The organism is Halalkalibacter oceani (assembly GCF_023715605.1).
Lineage (GTDB): Bacteria > Bacillota > Bacilli > Bacillales > Bacillaceae_D > Halalkalibacter > Halalkalibacter oceani.
On sequence record NZ_JAMBOL010000040.1, the window covers coordinates 1 to 23,332 of the forward strand.

Annotated in this window: 20 protein-coding genes and 1 pseudogene; 6 read left to right on the forward strand and 15 right to left on the reverse strand. The window is 42.4% G+C overall.

Features of this window, described 5'->3' with window-relative positions; translation table 11 throughout:
• Window positions 1-120 precede the first annotated feature (120 nt).
• From M3202_RS20815 to M3202_RS20825, 3 genes are all read right to left on the reverse strand, one after another.
• Window positions 121-1,188, reverse strand: a complete 1,068-nt coding sequence (locus tag M3202_RS20815) for an Ldh family oxidoreductase (RefSeq protein WP_251225142.1) — start codon at window positions 1,186-1,188, stop codon at window positions 121-123.
• Window positions 1,189-1,228: 40 nt separating this feature from the next.
• Window positions 1,229-1,723 carry a ribonuclease E activity regulator RraA gene (gene rraA / locus M3202_RS20820; RefSeq protein WP_251225143.1) on the reverse strand — a complete coding sequence of 165 codons (495 nt, stop codon included), beginning with the start codon at window positions 1,721-1,723 and terminating at the stop codon, window positions 1,229-1,231.
• Window positions 1,724-1,902: 179 nt separating this feature from the next.
• Window positions 1,903-2,784, reverse strand: a complete 882-nt coding sequence (locus M3202_RS20825) for a LysR family transcriptional regulator (protein ID WP_251225144.1) — start codon at window positions 2,782-2,784, stop codon at window positions 1,903-1,905.
• A gap of 184 nt (window positions 2,785-2,968) precedes the next feature.
• Here M3202_RS20825 and M3202_RS20830 point away from each other — a divergent pair, with 184 nt between their 5' ends.
• From M3202_RS20830 to M3202_RS20840, 3 genes are read left to right on the forward strand one after another with little or no spacing between them, the layout of a single operon-like run.
• Window positions 2,969-4,591, forward strand: a complete 1,623-nt coding sequence (locus M3202_RS20830; RefSeq protein WP_251225145.1) for a thiamine pyrophosphate-binding protein — start codon at window positions 2,969-2,971, stop codon at window positions 4,589-4,591.
• Between the two features lie 29 nt (window positions 4,592-4,620).
• Entirely contained in the window at window positions 4,621-6,126 is a 1,506-nt protein-coding gene (tcuA, locus tag M3202_RS20835; protein WP_251225146.1) for an FAD-dependent tricarballylate dehydrogenase TcuA, read from the forward strand.
• A 36-nt stretch (window positions 6,127-6,162) separates the two neighbouring features.
• A complete protein-coding gene (locus M3202_RS20840) occupies window positions 6,163-7,635 on the forward strand; it encodes an aldehyde dehydrogenase (protein ID WP_251225147.1) in 1,473 nt (490 codons plus the stop codon).
• A gap of 286 nt (window positions 7,636-7,921) precedes the next feature.
• Here M3202_RS20840 and M3202_RS20845 read toward each other — a convergent pair whose 3' ends face one another.
• From M3202_RS20845 to M3202_RS20870, 6 genes are all read right to left on the reverse strand, one after another.
• Window positions 7,922-9,088, reverse strand: a complete 1,167-nt coding sequence (locus tag M3202_RS20845; RefSeq protein WP_251225148.1) for an MFS transporter — start codon at window positions 9,086-9,088, stop codon at window positions 7,922-7,924.
• 88 nt (window positions 9,089-9,176) lie between these two features.
• Complete coding sequence (locus M3202_RS20850) at window positions 9,177-10,679, reverse strand: tripartite tricarboxylate transporter permease (RefSeq protein WP_251225149.1); 1,503 nt, start codon at window positions 10,677-10,679, stop codon at window positions 9,177-9,179.
• Between the two features lie 21 nt (window positions 10,680-10,700).
• Window positions 10,701-11,156 (reverse strand): tripartite tricarboxylate transporter TctB family protein, encoded by a 456-nt coding sequence (locus M3202_RS20855; protein ID WP_251225150.1) that lies wholly within the window; start codon window positions 11,154-11,156, stop codon window positions 10,701-10,703.
• Window positions 11,157-11,264: 108 nt separating this feature from the next.
• Window positions 11,265-12,257, reverse strand: coding sequence for a Bug family tripartite tricarboxylate transporter substrate binding protein (locus tag M3202_RS20860; protein ID WP_251225151.1), 993 nt, complete (start codon window positions 12,255-12,257; stop codon window positions 11,265-11,267).
• A 32-nt stretch (window positions 12,258-12,289) separates the two neighbouring features.
• Window positions 12,290-13,057 (reverse strand): oxygen-insensitive NADPH nitroreductase, encoded by a 768-nt coding sequence (nfsA, locus tag M3202_RS20865; RefSeq protein ID WP_251225152.1) that lies wholly within the window; start codon window positions 13,055-13,057, stop codon window positions 12,290-12,292.
• A 30-nt stretch (window positions 13,058-13,087) separates the two neighbouring features.
• Window positions 13,088-14,077, reverse strand: a complete 990-nt coding sequence (locus M3202_RS20870) for a 2-hydroxyacid dehydrogenase (RefSeq protein ID WP_251225153.1) — start codon at window positions 14,075-14,077, stop codon at window positions 13,088-13,090.
• A gap of 150 nt (window positions 14,078-14,227) precedes the next feature.
• Here M3202_RS20870 and M3202_RS22750 point away from each other — a divergent pair, with 150 nt between their 5' ends.
• Both M3202_RS22750 and M3202_RS20875 read left to right on the forward strand, forming a co-directional pair.
• Complete coding sequence (locus M3202_RS22750) at window positions 14,228-14,404, forward strand: hypothetical protein (protein WP_432805983.1); 177 nt, start codon at window positions 14,228-14,230, stop codon at window positions 14,402-14,404.
• Window positions 14,395-15,012: pseudogene (locus tag M3202_RS20875) on the forward strand (malate synthase G); the annotation flags it as partial. The gene M3202_RS22750 and the pseudogene M3202_RS20875, both read left to right, overlap by 10 nt.
• A 105-nt stretch (window positions 15,013-15,117) precedes the next feature.
• Here the strand turns inward: M3202_RS20875 and M3202_RS20880 are convergent.
• The 6 genes from M3202_RS20880 to M3202_RS20905 all read right to left on the reverse strand — a co-directional run bounded on the left by M3202_RS20880 (window position 15,118) and on the right by M3202_RS20905 (window position 22,037).
• Complete coding sequence (locus tag M3202_RS20880) at window positions 15,118-16,845, reverse strand: FAD-binding protein (RefSeq protein WP_251225154.1); 1,728 nt, start codon at window positions 16,843-16,845, stop codon at window positions 15,118-15,120.
• Window positions 16,846-16,857: 12 nt separating this feature from the next.
• Window positions 16,858-18,387 carry an acyl CoA:acetate/3-ketoacid CoA transferase gene (locus tag M3202_RS20885; protein ID WP_251225155.1) on the reverse strand — a complete coding sequence of 510 codons (1,530 nt, stop codon included), beginning with the start codon at window positions 18,385-18,387 and terminating at the stop codon, window positions 16,858-16,860.
• Window positions 18,388-18,423: 36 nt separating this feature from the next.
• Window positions 18,424-19,917, reverse strand: a complete 1,494-nt coding sequence (locus tag M3202_RS20890) for a tripartite tricarboxylate transporter permease (protein WP_251225156.1) — start codon at window positions 19,915-19,917, stop codon at window positions 18,424-18,426.
• A gap of 54 nt (window positions 19,918-19,971) precedes the next feature.
• Window positions 19,972-20,418, reverse strand: coding sequence for a tripartite tricarboxylate transporter TctB family protein (locus M3202_RS20895; protein WP_251225157.1), 447 nt, complete (start codon window positions 20,416-20,418; stop codon window positions 19,972-19,974).
• A gap of 100 nt (window positions 20,419-20,518) precedes the next feature.
• Complete coding sequence (locus tag M3202_RS20900) at window positions 20,519-21,544, reverse strand: tripartite tricarboxylate transporter substrate binding protein (RefSeq protein ID WP_251225158.1); 1,026 nt, start codon at window positions 21,542-21,544, stop codon at window positions 20,519-20,521.
• 76 nt (window positions 21,545-21,620) lie between these two features.
• Window positions 21,621-22,037: a MaoC family dehydratase gene (locus M3202_RS20905; protein ID WP_251225159.1), complete on the reverse strand. Its 417-nt coding sequence runs from the start codon at window positions 22,035-22,037 to the stop codon at window positions 21,621-21,623.
• A 353-nt stretch (window positions 22,038-22,390) separates the two neighbouring features.
• Between M3202_RS20905 and M3202_RS20910 the strand changes: the two genes are divergently transcribed.
• Window positions 22,391-23,170 (forward strand): IclR family transcriptional regulator, encoded by a 780-nt coding sequence (locus M3202_RS20910; protein ID WP_251225160.1) that lies wholly within the window; start codon window positions 22,391-22,393, stop codon window positions 23,168-23,170.
• The last annotated feature ends 162 nt before the right edge of the window (window positions 23,171-23,332 follow it).

A 23,332-nucleotide genomic window follows, 5' to 3' on the forward strand; every position in this document is an offset into this window, starting at 1 on the left:
TGATAAGCTCGAGTCAAACCATTGGCGTGTTTGTCAAGGGCGATTGCGTGGCCTTCCCACTAAATTCATGGAAAGAATCTGAACCATCTACCGACTTTTCATAGAACTTTTGACAGTACCTCATTCAGCAGCTTGATAGTCTGGTAGTTCGACCCCGTACTCTTGACAGAGCTCTTTCATATCACACACAAAAGGCTCCAACACTTTAACGGTTCCTTCTTGCTGATTAAGCTTTTTTGTCCACTCAATCTCACCCGGCAAAAGAACTTCGCGACGTTCATCGAGCTTCGGTGCCGCTTTTATTTTCTCGACTAATATTTGTATTCTTTCTTTGAATTCATCTATCCGCATAAATGATTGAATATTGAGAGCAATAAACAGATGCCCACACTTTCGTTTTCCATTCGTTTCAAAACTTAACACTTCATCTGCAAAATTCGATCCGGTCAAAATTCCAGTTAGAATATCGACCATTAAGGCGATACCATACCCTTTATAATCACCAATCGGCAAAATAATTCCACTCTCCAATGCTTCATTTGGATCGGTTGTCGGCTTCCCATCCTTTGTTAAACTCCACCCTAATGGAATAGGTTCTCCTTTTGCAGCTGCCAGACGTATTTTCCCTCTAGCAACAATGCTGTTCGCTATATCCAAACTGATCGGATAATCAAGGTGAGAGGGACAGGCAATCGCCCACGGGTTATTTCCCAGCAGCGGCTTTGAACTTCCTGTTGGAGCAATTCCCGGGGAAGCATTTGTAAAGGAAAGACCAATTAAATCCTCCTTTGCCGCCATCTCTGAATAATAGGCCGCTGTCCCGAAATGATTGCTGTTCCGGACGCCAACCACCCCAACGCCCCGCTCCTGACTGATTCTTATCGCTTCATGCATTGCTTTTTCCGCCGCCACAGCTCCCAAACCGTTATCTGCATCGATGATTTTAATATTCGGTTCATCCTTTACCAGTATAAAATTAGGCTGCGGATTGATATTTCCTTGTTTGATATGCCTGATATAAACAGGCGCGATTCGATGAAAGCCATGCGTATAAATGCCTTTTTGATCGGCATCAAGTAAGTTGTTCAGTAATGATTCCGCATGCTGTTCAGAGACACCGAATTGCAAAAAAAGGTCCCGTCCCATCCTCATATACTCATTTGTCTTGATTACATAAGACTTCCCCATGAAAAGATATTCCCCCTTTCCAAGCTTACCGATCACTTTGTTAGTTGTATTTCTTTTCAGATACGAGAACGCCGCTTTGATCGGCATAAACATAATGGCCCGGCACCCAATCAATCTGGCCAAATGTCAACGTCAGATCTCTTTCTCCTTCACGCTTTCCCTCTGTCGCAAAGCGACTTGCCTTCGGATGGGTACCGAGTGCCAGGATCCCCATGTCCAGCTTTTCCAATCCTTCAATATCCCTCACATACCCATTTATAATAATGCCGGCGATTCCCCGACCGGCGGCGATACCTGCTTTCCGGTCTCCCATCCAGGCACAAGGCTTTGAAAAAATCCCATCCATAACAATAACCGAGCCTGGTTCAGCTGTTTCGATCGCCTCCATAAACTTTCTATTGTTGTTGTCAAAGATCTTTACCGTTGTTATCGGGCCTGAAAATGCCTTCCTCCCGCCATAAGACTGCCATCTTGTTTCCGAAATACTTACCTCATCAAGATATTGATCACATAAATCAGGTGTACTAACTTGCATGAAGTTCATCCCCCTTTATTATTCTTAATTTTCCAACTCTTTATTTTGAATTATATAAGGAGTAAAAATAATAGTGGTAATACCGATTCATTATCTACTGGTATAACTTTTTCTTATAGAACCGCTACATTTCTTCCGATTGAAAGTAAAGAAATGAGCTAAAGAGTGGGATCTACTCTTTAGCTCATTTCCTGTTTCGGCAAACTATATTTCTCCATTAAGCGAGAAAACTCTCTAACGGTAGCGAGGACTAGCTCCTTTTCATTATAAATTAACCATGTGTTGCGCATAAGCGGTCTGCCATTATTGTAGAAGAGGTTTTCAATGTGAAGATCCATATCCTGACTAAGGCAGTAACTTGGAACAATCGCATAGCCCAGTCCCTGAGACACCATCTCAATCGCAATTTGGCTATTGCCGACCTCCATGCTGATCAGCGGAGGAGACGAAAAGTTTTCCTGCCACCAGCTGTCAAGAGAATGCTGCAAAAGCGGGTCCGTCGTGAAACTTACTCGCGGTATTGACGGCAGCTCACGTATGTTAACTTTTGTTTTCGAAACGATGCAGATGCTCTCTTCTTTGAGCTGCATCGTCTTCCCACTCCAATTAAAGTCCCCGCGCACAATCGCAACCTGTACCTGTTCTGACTGCAGCAGCTTTAACACTTCTGAACTGTAACCTGGTATCACCTCAGTCTGAACTCTGGGAAATAATTCGTTAAATTCACGTAAAATACCGGGAAGATCTTTATAAGCATAATTAATCGAAACACCAATTCTCAGATTTCCCTGTACTTTATTGTTTTTGAAGTTTTGCAAATGATCCTTCGTTTCCTGAAGACTATTCAGCATTTGCTTCGCATACTCAACGAGGTATTCCCCTTCTGATGTAAAAGTCACCCCCTTTTTACTTCTATACACAATATTGACTTGAAACTCGTTCTCCATTTGTTGAATTCTTTTCGTTATCGCCGGTTGCGACACAAACAGCTGCTCCGACGCTTTCGTTATGCTCCGCTCCTCATAAAGCGCTTTTAACACTTGCCAATCTTTTTCATCCATTCATTCATGCCTCCTTTTGCGGATCACGATATGATGTTTGGTCATAATTTTTTTTTATGACAGCCTATTACGAATAGATATTAACTCTATTATAACGTTTTGTTTTAAAGTAGGGATAGAATAAAGAGTCTTATTTATTGATACTTCGAAATTATCAGGTAAATACAACAAAGGAGGCTGTTAAATGATACTTGGAGAGGCAATCATTCAAAAGCTGAAAGCCTCAGGCATTCAGACCATTTTTGGAGTACCCGGCGGCGGTACATCCAGCGATTTATTATGTACGATGGATGAGCATGGAATTGAGTTTATCTTAACTCAACACGAAACAACAGCCGCTATTATGGCCAGCGTAGTCGGAGAAATGACTCAAATTCCTGGAGTATGTATTGGCGATCTTGGTCCTGGTGCTCTGTCATTCAGCCCCGGATTGGCATACGCCCAACTTGACCGCGCTCCCTTACTCCTGCTAACAGACCGCTATGGAAACGAAAATGTGAGCTACGCCCTGCGGCAAAATGTATCGCATCATGACAGCTTTTCTCCAATTACAAAACTTTCTTCCACACTTTCCACAACAAACTGGAATTCGATGCTAAACCGGGGATTAAAAGTGGCCTTATCACCACATTACGGTCCAGTTCACTTTGATATTCCAAATGACATTGTGAAGCAGGAAGTTGATAGTCAAATTCAACCGTTTGATGCTCAAATACCGAAGGCTTTCCCGGATGAAAAAAGTGTGCAGCAAGCCGTTGAGGCCATCCAGCAAGCAAAAAAACCCATCATCATCGCCGGCCTCGGAATTAACTTCGGAACAGGAAGGCAGTTTTCCTTATTAGAAGCTTTTGTATCTCAACATCATATTCCAATCTTTAAAACAGCAAAAGCAAAAGGCGCTGTCTCTGACGATCACCCTCTGTCACTTGGACTGTTTATGGGAGGAAAGCTGGAAGCCCCCATTATGGAGAACTGTGATTTAATTATCGCCGTCGGACTTGATCCGGTTGAATTGCTTCCGAAGAAATGGACGTATCCGCAACGGATTGTCTCGATCAGCACCACAGCTAATCTCGAGGAAGTGTATCATGCCGATATTGAAGTGTCGGGAAATCTCGAAAATGGACTAAGGAGCATTCACGAAAAGCTGGCCGATAGCAACAGTCAATGGCAACAGGAAAGCATCGACTCATACAGACAACGCGTCATTGATACGTTGACAGTTCCTACTGAGGGGCTTACGGCTAATCAAGTAGTTGAAGTGGCTCAGCAAGTATTGCCTTCAGACACCCTTATGACTACCGATGTCGGGGCAAGTAAATTAATTGTTACCCAGCTTTGGAAATCCGTTCATCCACGAAGCTTTTTTATTTCGAACGGACTGGCAACGATGGGCTTTTCTTTCCCTGCGGCGATGGCGTTACAGCACCTGTATCCTGAAAAAACCGTCGCTTCGCTAACCGGAGATGGCGGCTTTATGATGAAGCTGCCGGAAATCGCCACTGCCGTTCAAAACAAATGGCCAGTCATCATGATTGTTTTTTCTGATCAGCGTCTAAGTCTGATGGATGTGAAACAAAAGAGCAAAGGATACAAAAAAAGCGTCGGAAATCGATTTACTGCCCCTAACTATGTCGCTCTCGCTGAAAGCTTCGGAGCGAACGGCTGGTCAGCTGATAATGAAGACGATTTGAAAAAAGCAATTCAGGCAGCGGTAAAGTCCGATAACAGAATGCCTTCCATTATCGAAGCGAAAATCGACCCTTCCACTTACCATAAGCAATTTCAAGCCATTCGCGATTTATAATTTTTTAAATAGAACAGGAGGAAAACATGATGTCTGTTAAATATGATGTAGTCGTAGCCGGTGCAGGAAACGCCGCATTATGTGCGGCCATTTCCGCGAGAGAAACTGGATTGTCTGTTCTCGTGCTGGAAAAAGCGCCAAAGCACAAGCGAGGAGGAAACTCCTACTTTACCGACGGAGCAATCCGCTTCGCTTATAACGGAATTGATGATATTAGAAAAATCATTCCTGAGATGACTGACGAAGAGGCAGCCAAAATCAACATGCCTTCTTATCACGTAGACGACTATTACAACGATCTGATGAGAGTAAATAACAACAAAAGTGATCCTTCCTTAGCGAGACAACTCGTTTCGAGGTCATTTGAAACGATTACATGGATGCACAGCCATGGCATTTCTTTTGAATTAAATTACAAAAACCAATCGTTTGAAGGAGATGGAAAATTTCATTTTTGGGGTGGGCTTCCGGTAAAAACTCATAACATCGGGATGGGACTTATCAAAAGCTTAAATAAACGGGCCGAGGAATTAGGAATTGATATTTGGTATGAAGCAAGAGCGCTTGATATAAAAAAAGAGAATGACAGAATTACTGCGATAGAAGTTGAGAAAGGGGGGCAGATCGTCTCGATTCCCGTCCACAGTGTCATTTTAGCTTGTGGCGGCTTTGAAGCGAATAAAGAAATGCGGGCAAAACATATTGGGCCTGAGTGGGAAGCGGCGATCGTTCGTGGAACTGAATATAACACAGGGGACGGCTTGCAGATCGCTCTAAAAGCGGGCGCGGCTCGTCATGGTGACTGGTCAGGCTGCCATTCAATCGGAACGGATTACAATGCACCGAAAGTTGGTGATTTCAGCAAGCCTGGTGATATTTTCAAGAAACATTCCTACCCTTTAGGACTACTCATTAATCGAGACGGAGAGCGGTTTGTCGACGAGGGGGCAGATTTCAGAAACTACACGTATGCCAAATATGGAAGAGAGATTTTAAAACAACCCGGAGCGATGGCTTTCCAAGTATATGATCAGCAAGTTCGCCCGCTCCTGCGTGAAGAATACGACCTTGAAGAAGCGACCGCCTTTCAGGCTGACAGCGTCGAAGAATTAGCCGACATGATCGACGTCAATAAAGAAGCCTTTCTGAAAACGATCGCCGAATACAACAATGCAGTCCAGGATGGCAGCTTCCATCCGAATGAAAAGGATGGAAAAGGCACGCGGGGAATTCACCCGCCTAAAAGCAACTGGGCATTGAAGCTTGACCAGGCTCCGTACTATGCCTTTCCTGTCACATGCGGAATTACCTTCTCCTTTGGCGGCCTGTTGGCAAGCATTGACGCAGAAGTTCTGACAGCAGACGCGACTCCAATCAATGGGCTCTTTGCGGCTGGAGAGATGATCGGTGGACTGTTCTATGATAATTACCCCGGTGGATCAGGCTTAATGTCCGGTGCCGTTTTCGGCAAATTGGCAGGCAAAAGTGCCAGTCGTTATGTAAAAACGATCAAAACAGAAGAAACAACCCTCTAACCCCTTATCAATAAGAATATAGAAAGGCGGAAGGATATGAACATATTTAAAGCCTTAATAGGAGAGCATTGGAAAGAAAGTTCATCCGGTCAGACATTTCCTTCTTCCAATCCGTTTAATCAAGAAGTCTGGGCGTCCATCCCCTCTTTGACGAAAGAAGACGTAGCCGAAGCTGTCGAGGCAGCACATCTCGCCTTTCGTGATTGGAAGAAAACGAATGGTCTCGAGCGTGCTACTTTGATGCACCGCCTCGCTGATCTGATCGAAGCAGAGGCTGATCACCTAGCTCGGACTGAAACAACGGATAATGGAAAGCTATTTAAAGAAACAAAAAATCAAGTATTATTTTCCGCCAGAAATTATCGCTATTTTGCCGGTTACGCCGATAAATTACTCGGTGACTTTGTCCCATTGGATAATCGAGAGATGATTGATTATACCGTAATGGAGCCGATTGGGCCAATTGCTCTTATTACGGCTTGGAACTCTCCTTTATCGCTGCTTGCCAATAAACTCGCACCTGCTCTCGCGACTGGAAATACGGTCGTCATCAAACCGTCTGAGCAAGCGAGCATTTCGACGCTCGAATTTGCGAAGCTCGCCATCCAGGCCGGTTTCCCCCCTGGTGTGATCAATGTCGTAACCGGGGACGGGGCTGCCGGCGACGCTCTGATCCGTCATCCACTTATAGCGAAAGTCAGTTTTACAGGCGGCTCCCAGACTGCCCGGTTGATTACAAAAGCGGTGAGTGACAAGTTAATTCCGGTTACGCTTGAGCTGGGGGGGAAATCACCAAATATTATTTTTGCTGATGCCGATTTGGAAGAAGCCCTGACAGGCGCAATTGCTGGTATCTTCGGAGCTGCCGGCCAAACTTGTATAGCCGGATCGCGCTTACTGGTCGAACGTTCTATTGTAGAGGTTGTCAAAGAAAGACTGATCCAGAAAGCAGCGACAATCAAGCTTGGCGACCCTTTTGACCCTGCTACTGATATGGGCCCAGTCGCCAACAAGCTCCAGCTGGAAAAAATCGTATCGATGATCGCAGAAGCAAAAGAGGAAGGGGCAGAACTGCTCTATGGCGGAGAAATAGCAAAAGACGTCGGTTTACATGGCTACTTCATTAAACCAACGATCTTCTTTACTGAAAGGGCTGAATTGAATATTGCCTGTGAAGAAGTTTTCGGGCCCGTCCTGACGATCATCCCATTCGATAATCCAGAAGAGGCCCTTTCTATCGCGAATCACTCGCCTTATGGCCTCGCTGCCGGAATTTGGACTCGTGACATAAAAAAAGCCCACCGCGTTGCAGCAGAAATCGAAGCGGGCAATGTTTGGATCAATACGTATCGCGCATCAGCGGCCGGGGCTCCCTTTGGAGGAACCAAACAGAGCGGCTATGGAAGGGAAAGAAGCTGGCATGCCTTATATGAGTATACTCATATAAAAAATGTAATGGTGAATTTATCGACGAAAAAGCGCGACCCTTTCTCTATGCAAACAAAATAAAAGGACGTCCGACCATAGTTCGATCGCTACCGCCTTGAGAGGTGAACCCCTTCCTCTCGAAGCTGCTGAAAAAGTACGATTTTCACTTTTTCAGCAGCTTTTTTGTAATGAGCGTAGCCGTTGCCTGATTTTGAAATTCTAGCTACGAGCGGGGTTGTCGAAGCAAGACGCGCAACGTGCGGTGCCATTACTTTTCTTTAAGTTACGAAAAAGGAAGTTTGGCCTCTTCCTCTCAAGGCTTTTAAAAACCCAGCCATTCTATCCAATGTTCCAATTCCCTAATTCTTTAAGAAGCTTGCTTTTCGCTTTTATTCTGTATTCCTCTTCCAAGCAGCGCGCCGCCTCCAAGTAAAATAGCCTTCATGACAAAAATAACGCCTAACCCGGTAACATTACTGATCGCAGCAAACATAAGCGGAATAATCACCTGAGCGAGTCGGTTGCCCGCCAGTCTGATACTTAACACCTCCGCTGTACGGTCTTTAGGAGAAAAATCATAGGTAAGCATAATGGTCAAAGGCTGAATCATCCCGAGTCCGGTTCCGATTATCGTGACAACGATCAGAATATAAGCGATTGATTCAAACGCTGGCAAAACTCCGTAAGCAAGCGCTCCGATGGCCATAAACATCGTCAAAAGCCTGATGATTCCCATGCGATGAATTAACGTCGTCAGAAATAATCTTGTTACGACACTCGCCAATGCCTGGGTCGTCAGCACAAGCCCGATAGCCGAAGGACTCATTCCGATCGAGCTTGCGTACAAAGGATAATACACATTAAAAATATCAAGCGCCGACAAGACGAGCATGCTGATAATAATCGACTGTTTTAGTCCCGGTATAAAGAGAAGATCTGCTATTTTTACTTTCTCCTGTTGACCCTTCCCCTTCTTTTTGCCTTCTTCGCTCGGTGTTTTCTTCTTCACAAACAACCCCGTTAAAAAAAGACATAAAGAAAAGGTGGCGAAAAGTAAATAAGTAAACTGAAAGCCTAATTTTTCTGTGGAGTATCCCCCGATCAGCGGTCCGAGCATCAGACCAAGAGATGTAAACAGGGTCAGCGTCGCGATGGCCTTATTTCTTTGTTCTTTCGGCACCCCGCGGGCAATTCCATTTTGGACAGATACTAAGGCAATGAGCTGGCCTCCTCCCAAAAGTAAATGAGAAAGATAAAAGATCGTAATAGATGGGAAAAGAAAAGGGCCTAACATTCCAAGCCCCATCCCGATGCTCCCAATAATTAAAGGAAGCTTCTCACCGATACGATCAATTACCCTTCCGGAAAAAATCGCCAAAAACAAAGGAGCAAACGAATAACACGCAGTAATAATACCAATCTCAAAAATATTTGCCCCAAGATGCTCTACAAAAAGCGATGTCATTGGACGGACAGCGGCTACCGGAGTTGTAATAAACAAAACAGCTAGTAAAAATAAATAGTATTGCTTCATCTTTCTTCCACTCCTTCCCCCATACAAAATCATAACACAGCAAGCCCACTCACGATTAGTATCGGAGCGGGACTTGGGGAAAATAGCATTATGCTTGCACGTTTTTCGGAGGATTGCTTTTTCTTTTCTTTACCGATTGAAGGATTAGCATTGCGATCAACAGGACAATGATCATTAAAATAACTAGACTGTACGTTCGTGTAAAAAAGATTTCAACATTCCCTCCGGAAATCAGCAATGAACGACGCAGACTTGTTTCAATAATCGGCCCTAAAATAAAAGCCAATATAATTGAGGGTAAAGAAAAATCAAGCTTCTTTAAAATGTAGGCAGCTACACCGACCACTACAGCGATCCATACATCAAACAAATTGATCCGGGAAGCGTAAACGCCCATAATGGCAATAAATAAAATGATTGGACTCAACATGAAAGTCGGCATTTTGAGCATGCTTGAGAAAAGAGGAGTCGTATATTTCCCAATAAAATACATAGCTATTGTGGCAATGAAAAACCCCCAAAAAATACTGTAAACAAGATCCGGCTGATTTTCAAATACATTCGGACCAGGTGTGATCCCATGGATAAGAAAGGCTCCTAAAATAACGGCAGTCGCCGGTGAGCCCGGAATTCCAAGTGTCGTTAAAGGAACTAAAGCTCCTCCTACCGCTGCGTTATTTGCTGATTCTGGTGCAGCGATTCCATTCGGCTCACCTTTACCAAAATTCTCCGGATTTTTAGCCGTTCTTTTCGCTTCCGTATAGGCAAACCACGAAGCCGGACCTGCTCCCAACCCTGGCAATATGCCGACAAACCCACCGATAAAGGAGCTTTTGATATACGTTTTTCTTACCCCTTTAAACTGCTGCCAAGTAATCTTTGTTTTTAAGTTTTTCGTATCGGTCACAATTTTTTTATCCGAGCTTTGCCCAAGCATACTGAACACTTCCGCGACAGCAAACATTCCAATCAATAAAGCGACCATCGATATCCCATCCATTAACGCATAGCTTCCGAATGTAAAACGGGCTGAACCTGTGGCCACATCCAACCCTACCATCCCAAGCATCAAACCAAGCAGGACAGAAATGATGCTTTTTGGCAAATCCTTCGAGCTTAACCCCGCCACACAAACAAGCCCTAGCACCCCCAATAAAAAAAATTCCGGATCCGAGAACCTGATCGCCAATGTCGATAACGGGATCGATAAGGTCAATAAAATAATTGCGCCGATCCCTCCACCAATTAAGGCTCCGGTAATCGAATATCCTAATGCCTCGCCTGGCTTTCCTTGCTTTGCCATCGGGGAGCCATCTAAAACGGTCGCCGTTGCCGAGGGGGTTCCCGGCACCCCCAAAACGATAGAGGAGATGGATCCACCGTATTCTCCCGCCTGATAAACAGCGGCTAACATAATAATCGCTGCCACCGGCGACATTGAATACGTAACGGGAAGAAGCAGGGCGATCCCTACCGTTGAACCAAGACCGGGCAAGGAGCCAATCAGCAGTCCGTAAAGTGTCCCTAACACAATCGCAAACAAAATCTCCCAACTAAACAACAAGCTGAAGTCAAAATGCATAAAGTCCATAATCGATCCTCCACGTCGTTGTTAAATAATTACATTTAATAACTTTTCAAATACGAGGTAGATAAACAATCCGATGGCGATAGAAAGACCAACAGCTTTTAAAATACGCTTCTTCTTACTGTCCGTCCGGTTATAAACATAAAACAGGCTGAACAGAAATAAAAAAGCAAATAGATAAAACAGGCCAAATAAATCCCATAAGGCTACGAAGATTACAAGAGCAGCAATAGTAAATAGAATATATTTCAGCTGCGGGATAGTTAACGTATCTTCACTCGTTTTTTCTTTTCTCCATGTAGTAAAAGCACTGATGATACACATGACAATTAATAGTCCACTTACTAGCTGCGGAAAAAATGCCGGCCCGATAACCTGACCCCCCGCTCCCTCGTTAAATTGTAGTGACGTATAAATAAACAAACCACCTAGACCTACTAAAAATAAAAGAGAGAGGTACGTTGCAAGCCTATAGCTCATCACTTTCTCCTCCACTTCCTGACATAAATTAAAATTGAATCTAAGAAACTGTATGTTTAGAGGAGCCATTTCATAACCGCTCCTCTAAACATGCGACAAGCAAACTACTTAGTTTAAAGCATCAAAAAGCTCCTTGGCCGTTTCATAGTAGTTGTAATAAATCTCTTTAAATTCTTCTCCGCTAGTAAAGTAAATATCCTGATTCGTATTTTCTGCATATTCCTTAAAGCGGTCCGTTTCAGAAACTTCTTTTAAAATCTCGGCCCAGCGTTCTTGAATCTCTTCAGGTGTATCTGGATGGACAAAGAAAGCACGCCAGATTAATTCATCTTCTAGTGATGCCATCCCTAATTCAGCAAACGTTGGAACGTCTGGATGATCCTCTACTCTCTCCGCGCTGGAAATGGCAAGCATGCGTACTTCTCCGGCTGCCACCTGTTCCTGGACAACCTCTCCTGAAGAAGCCAGTACATCGGTATTCCCACCGAGCAATGAAGTTAGAGCCTCTCCACCTCCATCATAGGCAATGTAATTGAGATCAATATCCGCCTCACGCATAAACTTCAATAGAAATACATGATTCGCACCGTAGGTTTGGGAAGAACCGACATTAATACTCCCCGGATTCTCTTTCGCAGCTTCAATCAAGTCATCAATCGTTTCAAAAGGACTGTCCGCCAAAACGGATAAGGTTTGATAATTAGAAACCATTGAAGCGATTGGCGCTAATTCCTCCGGACCAAATTCCAGGCCTCCGGAAGCCATCGTCAAGGGTGCTGTGGAAGATTGATTAAGCAGCGTATATCCATCGGCCGGTTGCCCGAGCATATGATTAATCGCCACGGCCCCGCTACCCCCATCACGGTTTTCTACTACGATTGATTGTTCAATTCCAAGATCTTCGCTCATAATCCTGGCAATTTCCCGCACCATAATGTCGCCAGAACCACCTGCCGAGAAAGGAACTGATAAATTGATCGTTGAATTCGGAAAATCACCTGCACCTTCCCCACTGACCTCCTCTTCACCGCTTCCGCATCCTGCGATCAAAAGTAATGCAAAAATAATGACTGCTCCTAACTTGAAGTGCTTGATATTCATCATAATCCTCCTTTTACATTTTCTTTTACTTCTTACCGTAAAGAGAAGCCTCTTTGATTAAGAAAATGCTTCATGAACATTCTTCTTGGCACCTTCCTTTTATCTAGCATTGCCCCAGACCAAGTAGCAGTCCGGCTTCCATGACTTCTGTTAGCATAATAGTCTCTCATCTCTTCGTCATATTCTTGAATCTCTGGATAAACGTCTTCGAAAGGAGAATAACTGTTCTCATGACATACTACCGCCAATGGCAGTCTTGGCTTACTATCCGGGACTTTATCCGGCTGCGGGTAGCCGACACACATTCCAAATACCGGGTAGACCCGATATGGGAGTTCGAGCAGTTCGCTAACCTGCTCGGGGTTATTGCGTATACCGCCAATATAGACGATTCCTAATTGAAGTGATTCCGCAGCTATCGCTACGTTTTGAGCAGCAAGCGCCGCATCTATCGTGGAAATTAGCAACATTTCGGTGCTTTCAATAACCTCTTTCAAATTGACACCGTTAAGAGAAGCGATCTGTTCCAGACGATACAGATCCGCACAAAAAACCAAGAAGTTTGAACAATCCCGGATATGCGTTTGCTTTCCCGCATAATCAGCCAGCAAGCGTTTCTTTTCATCATCCGTCACATTGATAATTGTATAGGACTGCCCATGACTGGAGGATGAAGCCGCTTGGCCGGCGGTAAGTACAGTATTGATCAGATCCGGTGGAATTCTTTTTTGCTGAAACTCACGAATTGACCGGTGATTTCGCAAGAGATGAATCATTTCATCATGCTGAGCATTTTTCATTTTGACCTCCCATCTGACAGCGCTTACATTTTAGCGGAGCGAGCCTACTTTCTCGCGATTCACGACATTTTTCACATCGCTCAACGCCCCTTCACATAAGAAAACATTAATATTGTAATAAGCTTCGCTGGCGACAGCCTCCATTGCCTCATTGGTCCCTCCTCCAATATGAGGCGTGACTATGACATTGGGTAACCTGGTTAAAGGATTGGTCTGATCAATCGGTTCATTTTCAAATACATCTAAACCCGCGCCAATCAACTGCCCGTTTTTCAAAGCCTGATATAGCGCATGTTCATCAATGATGCCGCCACGGCATGTATTGATTAGAATCGCATCCGCCTTCATCATTGCCAGTTTCTCTGCGTCAATCAGATGCCTCGTCTTTTCAGTTAACGGTACATGTAAAGAGATCACATCACAGGATTTTAATAGATCATCCACAGGCTTAAAAGAAATCCCTAATTCTTCTTCCTCTTTTTCCGTTAACCGAAAAATATCAAAATAGGAGATGTCGCATCGAAATCCCGTCAGTAACTGTGAGACCTTTTTGCCGATATTTCCGAACCCAATCAGACCGACTTTTTTATACGAGAGTTCATACGAACGATCTCTTAACTCTGTTTTTAACCATCTGCTCTCATTTGTAATGGCAGTGTGAGCCTGAACCAAATGTTTAAGAGTCGAAAGCATTAACATCACCGTATGCTCAGCAACTGAAGTCGCATTCAACCCCACCGTATTCGCTACCGGAATTCCCCTCTTTGACGCTTCCTCAATATCAATGTTGTTCACTCCGGCTCCAAGCTTTTGAATAAAGCGACATCTCTCAGCCTTCTCAATCCACTTTTTTGCTATTCCGTTAGTAAATGTTACAAGAACATCCGCTGTTGCAATATGCTCCTCTCTGTCTCTATCATTTTTACAAAAAATGATTTCCGTTTGCTCATTTAGATATTCCCGGCTGAGCATTTCCATTTTCGGCGAAACTTGATCCATCATTAACACTTTGTGCTTCACTAATTTCTCCCCTTTCTTTCCTGCTGCTTACGTTATCTTCATTATAGATAAGTTAGAATATTTTTAATAATACAAACATGTTATCTGCCGTGATAACTTTTCGTTATGTTCTTGTCAGTGCTACTGTTTTGCCTTATTTTTTATAATGAAATGTATCATTCAAAATCGTGGGATGTTATTGCTGAAACGGATAAGGCTGAGAAAGGAACATCCTATACCCCTCACCTTGGCAGCAAAGTCATCACCTATGCCAAACAATTGCTTGATCACGTTCTCCCTTTAGCGACCGGCTCTCATCAGGAGAGGTGGAGCGCTATGCTGTTTTAAACAAACATGGCGATGAAGAGTTTGAAGGGATTCTCGATGTCATTGTCAGAGCGCTGTCAGCGAAACATTGGGGAATACCGATATTAACTGAAAGGTTTGATTTATATTGTTAAGCCGAAAATGCACGGGCCGGAGGAAGTCGCTTTGCAAATAAGTTATTCGACCGGACAGAGGATTTACTTGGGTTAAAACTTATACGATTAAAATCGAGGGCATGGACGAGGAACGCAGAACTTTATTGAACTTAAAAGCATGCATCCGCGAAGTAAAGAGCGTGATTGTTTTCATTAATACAGGCTTTTTGGATCGAACGGGGGATGAAATACACACATTGATGGGAGCAAGACCGATGATTCGTAAAAATGACATGAAAAGCCCCGCTTGGCACCAGGCCTACGAGCAGTCCACTGTCAAGGCCGGAGCGAATACAGCCTGGGTACCATCTCCTACAGCAGCCACTTTCATGCGATGCTTGTTCGTGTTCAAGAATCACTCATGAACAAGACTTCTTCTTTTTGTCTGATCTCCTTACTGTACCGCTGGATCAAGAACAACGTTGGAGCGAAGACGACATTCAAAATGAATTGGATAATAATATTCAGGACATCCGCGACAAATCATCGTTATCCAACAATCTCTTTCTCACTAAAAAACCCCAGGGACGAAGGGAACGCTTCACCACATTCGTCCCCTGCCCAGAGTCTTAAACTATTCTAAAGCTCCTCTAATTTCTTTAATACATAGCCATCAGGCTTCGTATTGTCTAAAATGATGTTTTTGTTCCAGCTTTGGTCAAGTTGAGGGAAATCTTCACGATAATGACTTCCCCTGCTTTCCTTTCTAAGTAAGGCCGCCGTAGCCATTACTTCCCCTACATCAAGCAGGTTGCTTAGTTCCAATGCTCGTTGCAAATCATGACGGTCTTTAATCCTAGCTTCATTAGTCAATAAATCCCGAATATCTTTTACCTCATTGATATACCGGCGAAGTCCTTCTTCATGTCTAATAATGAGTAAATGTCTATCAGAAGCCCGTTGAAGACGCTTCTTTAAATCCCCTGGCGTTAATGAACCCTTGCCTTGAAATTGATGGAGATAAACCCGTTCTTCTTGATAAAGATCTGCCAATTTGTCATCTGTGTAGTCTTTTGCATATTCCGCAGCTGATTCTCCTGCTATCTTCCCAAACACTTGACAAGTAACAGACATATTGCCTCCAAGTCGATCCGCCCCGTGCGGACCCCCGGCAACTTCTCCAGCAGCAAACAATCCTTGAATATTAGACTGCGCTTTTTCAGAAATCCTTAGACCGCCGTTAATAGCATGGGCTGAGCAAGCAATTTCTATTTTATCTTTATAGAGATCAATATTACGTTTTTCATACCATTCATAAGCAATCGGCCACATTTTTCCAATATCACTTTTTTTATTTTCAAGAATGCTTTCAAAATGAGAATCACGATAATCAAGGTAAACTCCATTATTCTCAGTTCCGTTGCCGCGATTAATTTCCTTTTGAACAGAAATTTCAATATAGCGGGAAATATCGCGTGTGCTGAACGGGAAATGTCTTGCCTTTGTATTCAGCACATCATCTAAAGTAATATCATTTTCCAAATTCTTTTCAATAAATGAGTCTCCATTACGATTCGTCAAGTTCGGATACCCTTGCCACATATAGCTGGCAAAAAGGTTAATAAAAGGAGACGTAACGCTGATTCCAGCCTGCATAAATTCCATGTTTACGAGCTGAGCCCCTGCTCGATAAGCCATCGCATATCCATCACCGGTAATATCACCTGGATATAAGTTTTTTTCAAATAATTGACTTGCTCCCCCCACTCCTAAAATTGTCGCTTTAGCGCGAATTACAACAGAGTTACCCTCCTGATCAATCGCATAGGCTCCGTAACATTTGCCTGAACGGACGATTAAATTAGTGATCATCAAACGATTTTCTACTCGGATTTTCCGCCGAGTGGCTTCCTCACCCAAAGCTTTCACAATCGGTTTAAAATGATCCTTTATTACATGAGAGCGCGGTTTAGAGGAGAAGCAACCTTGAAAAGCCAGATACCGGTCATTTTCCCTTTCATACTTCACCCCTAATTTTTCTAAATACTTCATTGACTGTTCAGCATTGTTAACGAGCACCGTGCTTAGGCGGGGATCCGCCATTCCTAAAGCACCGTCCAAAATATCTTGTAAATAAACATCCGGTGAATCATCAGGATCTACCGCTCCGTCAGGCACATTATAAATCCCAACTTCGGCCACGCTGTAATAGGAGGCCCCACTCTTGGCAGCACGTCCCTTCACGGCTACCAGCACCTCTGCTCCTCTCTCATCTGCCGCCAAAGCTGCTCGTAAAGCTGCTCCCCCTCCTCCAATTACTAATACATCCGTTTTCAACTCTGAATACAAGTGATCCTGTAATGTCATAGAAAAGCCTCCTTAATAAAAAAGTTTCTTATCCATTTTTTTGATATCGTTGCTCATCCTAACTTCAAATGGAATTAAATCCAAAATGTCTTTTTGTATGTCAATACCAGGTGCGACTTCTTCCAGTACCAACCCTTTTCCATCATGTGAAAAAACAGCTCTTTCTGTAATATAAAGAACATGTTGATTTCTTCGGAAAGACTCTTCAGCATTAAATGTTATTTGTTCCACACTCTCGATAAATTTCTTATATTTCCCTTCCTTCTTAATTGTCAGCTCGCCATTCCCGATTTCAATTTCAGCCCCTCCAGCTGTAAAAGTTCCACAAAATACGACTTTAGGAGTTTTATAAGTGATATCAATAAACCCTCCGCAGCCCGGTACAATACCATTAAATTTACTAACGTTCACATTTCCTCTTGCATCGATCTGGCCAACACCCAAAAACGTAATATCCAGACCTCCCCCAAGGAAGAAATCAAATACTTGAGTTGAATCTATAATTGCTTCGGGATTAATATTCGTCCCAAAAATGCTGCGATCTCCAGGTATTCCTCCTATAGAACCATGCTCCGGAAAAAACGTTGCGTTTTTACGATCCCCTTGCTCCACTAATATTTTCGGGATATCGACAGGAATCCCGACACCTAAATTAATAATCTGATCGTTCTCAATTTCAGCAGCAGCTCTTTGAACAATCACCTTCCTTACTCCTGAAGGAAGTTTTTCAATTTCATTTTCAGGTAATCTCGTCTCTCCTGTTAATGCTGGATTTATAGATGAGCCGCCGGATATATTTTGTTCGGGATCTATTACTACAGCATCAACAAAAATCCCTGGAACCTCCACCATTCGAGGATGAATCGTCCCCTCCCGTGTCATTCTCCGCACTTGAGCAATCACCTTTCCACCACTGTTTTTAGCAGCCATAGCTAATGTTTTAATGCCTAATGAAGTCGGCTCGTCTTCTAAGCTAATATTTCCATATTCATCTACTGTTGTTCCTCGAATAATAGCAATATCTATTGGAAAAAGAGAATACGATAAAAATAACTCATTATTAATAGTCACACGACTGGCCAATGAATGCTCAGCCTTTTGATTCATTCGTCCTCCTTCCTGAATGGGGTCAACAAACGTTCCAATTCCCGCCTTTGTTAAAGTCGTAGATTTCCCTTGTGCAATATCTCTTAGCATTTGAAAAATAGTTCCCATTGGTAACACATGGGCTTCAAATTGATTCTCTATTAACATGGAGGTATATTCAGATGTCTTCAGATAACTAAATCCACTTCCGACGGCTCGTTTCACCATTCCTTTTTGTGCAAAATGCTCTAATCCAGTGTTAGGTTGCATCCCAACAATAATAGGATGAACTTCTGTTAAGTTATGAGGCTCCCCCGTTTTTCGGTACCTTTCTCCCAATGCGCTAAGAATTGTTTCCGGGGTAAGTATGTTTTCACATCCACAGACCGCTACTGTGTCACCATTTTTCACCAGATTTACAGCCTCAGCAGCGGATACTATTTTTACTTTTTTCATATCAATCTGCTCCTTTTATTCCATTCTGGAAAACGATTACGTTAGTTCATTTTCAAGCAATCGGCCTTTTTTTGTTATTATTTGTTTAATAAAAGGGGTAAATAGAGCCAAAAACGCTAAAATTAATAAAATAGCTGTGACTGGCCGTGTATAAAAAATATCGTAACTGCCCGAAGACATTAATAACGATCGACGGTAATTTGATTCAAGTAATGGCCCAAGAATTAAAGCCAAGATAACTGGTAAAGCAGGAATCCGATATTTAATCATGAAGTAACCGATAATTCCTGAAACGAGCATCACCCATACATCAAAAAAGTTATAACCAAGCGCATAAGCCCCCAATACACATAAAACTAGGATGAGGGGGCTTAAAACTTGTTTTGGAATATAAAGCACCTTTATAAACAAACGAATACCGTATAAGCCACAAACCAAAATAAAAATATTCGCAACAATCATCCCTACGAATAAGCTATGAACAACTTCGACACTATTTTGAAACAGCATGGGACCTGGCTGCAAGCCATGAATCATTAAAGCTCCGAGCATAACAGCAGTAGGAGCATCTCCGGGTATGCCGAGAGTCATTAAAGGGACCATCGCTCCACCTGTAGTTGCATTGTTAGCCGCTTCGGGGGCGGCGACTCCACCTAAATGTCCTTTACCAAACTTCTCAGGATTTTTAGAGAACCGCTTCGCCTCATTATAAGCAGCAAAAGCTGCTATATCACCACCGGCTCCCGGGATCATCCCAATAAAAGCTCCCATGCCGGAGGACCTTAGAATATTGAGAATTAACCCCTTGAATTCGTTCCATTTTAATTTTATTTTTTTTACGCTGAATAAAATCTTCTCTTTTGAAAAAATGTCTTCAATCGAATGAAAGGCTTGAGCTGCTGCAAATAAGCCAATCATAACAGGGAGAAAATCAATTCCTCCCATCATATTCGTACTGCCAAACGAGAAGCGTGGAAATCCCCCTATCGGATCTAACCCTATTGAAGCAATGAGTAAACCAACTAAACCAGCTATTAGCCCTTTTAAGATAGAATCCCCACTAATACTAGAAATGATCGATAAACCAAATAGAGCAAGCGCAAACGTTTCCGGAGCGCTGAAATTAACAGCAACACCAGCCATCTGCGGCGCTAAGAAAATCAGCAGAATCACACTTAAAATCCCACCAGTAACCGAGGATATTGTTGATACGGTTAAAGCTTTATAAGCCAACCCTTGTTTTGTTAGCTCATATCCATCAATCGCAGTCGCAGCGGCAGAGGGGGTACCTGGAGTGTTGATCAATATAGCTGTTAAGCATCCTCCATATATAGAACCAAAATACACACTAATGATCAAAAGCATGCCCGTTACAGCATCCATTCCGAATGAAATTGGCAATACTAGAACAACAGACATTGTGGCAGTCAAACCAGGTAATGATCCAAAAAAAATCCCTACCATGACGCCTATAAAAATAATAGCGAGCAAGTTAAAGTTGAACGTGCTTATTATGGAGAAAACATCCATACAATCACCCTGATTTTTTAAGATTTTCAAATCTTTTTTGTTCTAGTGACATTTCTAAAAAAAGCCGGTTGGAAGCACAATTCTAAGAAGTTTTCCAAATATGATATACACAAACATAATCGCTCTAATAGGAATACCTATTAACCAAATGATTTTTTTTACTCTTGTCATTATCAAACAAGTAACAAGAAATAAGAATGTACTTAAATAAAACCCTAAATAAATAACACCAAGTATATAAATAATAAATACGCCCATAAATACAAAGACCAGTTTATTTTGACGTTGCCTATCCGACTTGGTTTGAGTACCTTTTCTTTCATTCCATCCTTTTATAATCAAAATGAAGCCAAGAATCGCCAGTAAGATGCTATAAATGATTGGAACTGTGGCCGGGTTGGTATACCCTTGGCTCACATCAGGAAAGCTGAAGGTGTAAATATAAAAGACGAAAGATAAACAGATTACAATACAGCCAATAACAATATTAGGTATTGCCATTCTCTCACCCCTTAGAAGCTCGATTCCCTTCTGACAGTTACTGAGAAGAGTGAAGAAAGCAGCTTCCTTCACCTCTCCCCGTCAACTGTTCACCAATTTTTTAATTTAGATCCATTTGTGGAATTAACTCAGCAAAGAAATTATGGCTTTCAGCTAATACCTCGCCAAACTCTTCAGCATTTCCAACAACAAGCCCTAATCCATTGGTCTCCATATATTCAACAAATTCAGCTTCTTGTGCCCCCTTCATAAAAGCCTCTTCCAAAAACTCGACAATCTCATCTGGCGTGTCCTTTGGAACCATTATTCCTCTCGGGCAACCAACAATTGTAGCGTCTATGCCAAGCTCAGCAAAAGTAGGTGTATCCGGCAAAGCATCAGATCGTTCTTCGGCAAGAACGGCTAACGGTCTTAAATCTCCACTTTCTACATAAGATAAAATCTCTGGTGGACTTGCAGATACAGCTTCTACATTATTGCCAAGGGCTGCCGTTATAGCCGGGGCAGAGCCTTCAAACGGAACATGGCTAAATTCGGCCCCCGTCGCCTGCTCGACTGAAGCTGCTGCGATATGCCAGATAGAGCCGGTGCCCGAATTAGAAACCCGGATTGCCCCTGGGTTATCCTTGGCGTCTTTGACTAAATCTTCGATTGTTTCATAAGGAGAATCTGCGGGAACTGCAATAACGTTCGGATCAAAGTTGATTTGAGCAACTGGTTTAAAGTCTTCATAAGTAAATTGAGCTAATCCCAAATGAGGCAAGGTTGTTAATTCAACAGTGACCATCGTAATCGTATGCCCATCAGGCGTGGAGTTAATTCCCTCAGACATTCCGACTGCGCCACCGCCACCAGTTGTGTTTACAATACCAATCGATTCTCCTAAATACGGCTCTGATGCTGCGGCCAATGCTCTTGCCGTTGCATCAGTTCCACCTCCAGCTGAAAAAGGGACTATCATGCTAATTGGCTTCTGTGGGTAATCCAGATCATTCTGTGCTGGCTCAGCTTCATCCTGACCTTCCACCTCTCCTGAACCATTATTTCCCTGTGTACTTTCATTTGCCCCGCAAGCTGCTAAAAAACACAATGCTAACCCTAGTAAGAGAATCATGACGTTCCTCATGTAACACTCCCCCTTGTGATAATTTTATGTTCAAGCTCCCTTTGAAAATGTAAGCGTTATCAAATAACCTTGAAATTTAAATATGATACAAAATATGCTGCGCCACGGTACAAACCTCGCCATGCTGATTAAATACCTGACAGCTTGCGACTGTCCTTAGCTTTTCCTTATCAATCTCTTCGATTTGATACTTAACCGTTATCGTGTCTCCTATAAAAATAGGTTTTGTAAAACGTACCTTATCGTAGCCATAGGACACGGCTTTAATGTTCTTCCTTTCAATCATTAAATAAGATGCCGTAGATATAAAACCAACTGCCAATGCGCCATGAGCAATTCTTTTTTTATAAGGAGTTTTTTGCATAAATTCTTCATTAACATGATTAGGACTAAAATCACCGGTAATCCCAGCAAACATATACACGTCCGTTTCACTTACGGTTTTACTAAATTCAACTTCGTCCCCTATTTTAAAATTTTCAAATGAATTCATGTTACCCACTTCCTATCTCACTCCTATAATATTCAGTTTACTTATACGCACGTTCTAAGTTCTCAACCCTCCTTTTTTCTCATTTGTACTGTTGTACAGAACGTCGTACTGTTATATACTTCATAGTAATAACAGTGCTGATATTTGTCAATATATTTAGAAAATTTATTTTTTAGATGATTGTATAAGCAAGAAGCTTCGGAAAATTTTTACTATAATAATCTTAATTGCAGGGTAATTATGGTAGTCTTTTAAAAGAGCGCTTAATTTGTTATTGATTATTACAAAGAAGGATTTTATATTGTTAACAAAATGGCTATTACATTATTAGGGAAAGAAAGGAAGGATAAGAAATGGAGCAAAAATCGCTTAACAGTAATATGAGCAGATCGGTATATAGAGCACTTTCGATATTGAATACAATTGGAGGAACATCTAAAGGGATAAGTGAGATTAGTAAAGAGTTAAGCATTAGTAAAGGCACTATATTCTCCCTTATGAAAACATTAGAAGCAATGGAATTTGTTAAACAGGATCCCGATACTGAAAAGTATATGTTAGGCTCCAATATTTTAAGATTGGCCTCTCAACAAATTACTAACCTGGATATTGTGCAAATATCAAAACCGTTTTTACAGGAGCTATCAGATGAATTAGGAGAAATCGCCCATCTCGGAGTTCGGGACGGTTTTTCCGCTCTTTATCTTGTCAAAACAGAAAGCCAGAAAGTTCATAGAATGCTAAAGCTATACACGAATGCAGGATCATTTTCACCCTTGCACTGTACATGTATGGGAAAAATTGTTCTAGCTTCTATGACAGCTGAAGAAATTGAAGAATATTTTCAAGGAAGAGAATTACAGCAGTATACCCCTAAAACGATTATTGATAAAGATAAATTATTTGCAGAAATAAAGGATGTCCATCAAAAGGGTTATGCGGTCAATTTAGGTGAATATGAAGAAGGTGTTTATAGCGTAGCTGTACCAGTTAAAGATACAGATAATCGTATCATCGCCGGAATAAATGTTGTTATTCCATCAGCCCGAATGCCAGTCGAAAAAATCCCCTATTATTTTAACCGCTTAAAACAAGTGGCAGATACGATTACAATGAGCCTTTTTCCGCGTTAATTTGCTAATTGAGTCAATTTCATAATTTGAACCCATAGTCTCGCAAGGTTTTCAAGGCACGAAAAAAGGAGTACCTCCCCAAAAGTCGAATGAGTTAAGTGACGAAACAAAACTACAGACTGGAGGAAGACTCCCTATGCCTATTATACGACAAGAAAGCCT

Bases quoted from the DNA above. Each gene is read 5' to 3' on its own strand.
- nfsA (WP_251225152.1), bottom strand. From the start codon at position 13,057: ATGAAAAATGCTCAGCATGATGAAATGATTCATCTCTTGCGAAATCAC.
- M3202_RS20840 (WP_251225147.1), top strand. From the start codon at position 6,163: ATGAACATATTTAAAGCCTTAATAGGAGAGCATTGGAAAGAAAGTTCA.
- M3202_RS20880 (WP_251225154.1), bottom strand. From the start codon at position 16,845: ATGACATTACAGGATCACTTGTATTCAGAGTTGAAAACGGATGTATTA.
- M3202_RS20910 (WP_251225160.1), top strand. From the start codon at position 22,391: ATGGAGCAAAAATCGCTTAACAGTAATATGAGCAGATCGGTATATAGA.
- M3202_RS20900 (WP_251225158.1), bottom strand. From the start codon at position 21,544: ATGAGGAACGTCATGATTCTCTTACTAGGGTTAGCATTGTGTTTTTTA.
- M3202_RS20855 (WP_251225150.1), bottom strand. From the start codon at position 11,156: ATGAGCTATAGGCTTGCAACGTACCTCTCTCTTTTATTTTTAGTAGGT.
- M3202_RS20890 (WP_251225156.1), bottom strand. From the start codon at position 19,917: ATGGATGTTTTCTCCATAATAAGCACGTTCAACTTTAACTTGCTCGCT.
- M3202_RS20845 (WP_251225148.1), bottom strand. From the start codon at position 9,088: ATGAAGCAATACTATTTATTTTTACTAGCTGTTTTGTTTATTACAACT.
- M3202_RS22750 (WP_432805983.1), top strand. From the start codon at position 14,228: ATGTATCATTCAAAATCGTGGGATGTTATTGCTGAAACGGATAAGGCT.
- M3202_RS20905 (WP_251225159.1), bottom strand. From the start codon at position 22,037: ATGAATTCATTTGAAAATTTTAAAATAGGGGACGAAGTTGAATTTAGT.
- M3202_RS20895 (WP_251225157.1), bottom strand. From the start codon at position 20,418: ATGGCAATACCTAATATTGTTATTGGCTGTATTGTAATCTGTTTATCT.
- M3202_RS20885 (WP_251225155.1), bottom strand. From the start codon at position 18,387: ATGAAAAAAGTAAAAATAGTATCCGCTGCTGAGGCTGTAAATCTGGTG.
- M3202_RS20815 (WP_251225142.1), bottom strand. From the start codon at position 1,188: ATGGGGAAGTCTTATGTAATCAAGACAAATGAGTATATGAGGATGGGA.
- rraA (WP_251225143.1), bottom strand. From the start codon at position 1,723: ATGCAAGTTAGTACACCTGATTTATGTGATCAATATCTTGATGAGGTA.
- M3202_RS20850 (WP_251225149.1), bottom strand. From the start codon at position 10,679: ATGGACTTTATGCATTTTGACTTCAGCTTGTTGTTTAGTTGGGAGATT.
- M3202_RS20860 (WP_251225151.1), bottom strand. From the start codon at position 12,257: ATGAATATCAAGCACTTCAAGTTAGGAGCAGTCATTATTTTTGCATTA.
- tcuA (WP_251225146.1), top strand. From the start codon at position 4,621: ATGTCTGTTAAATATGATGTAGTCGTAGCCGGTGCAGGAAACGCCGCA.
- M3202_RS20830 (WP_251225145.1), top strand. From the start codon at position 2,969: ATGATACTTGGAGAGGCAATCATTCAAAAGCTGAAAGCCTCAGGCATT.
- M3202_RS20825 (WP_251225144.1), bottom strand. From the start codon at position 2,784: ATGGATGAAAAAGATTGGCAAGTGTTAAAAGCGCTTTATGAGGAGCGG.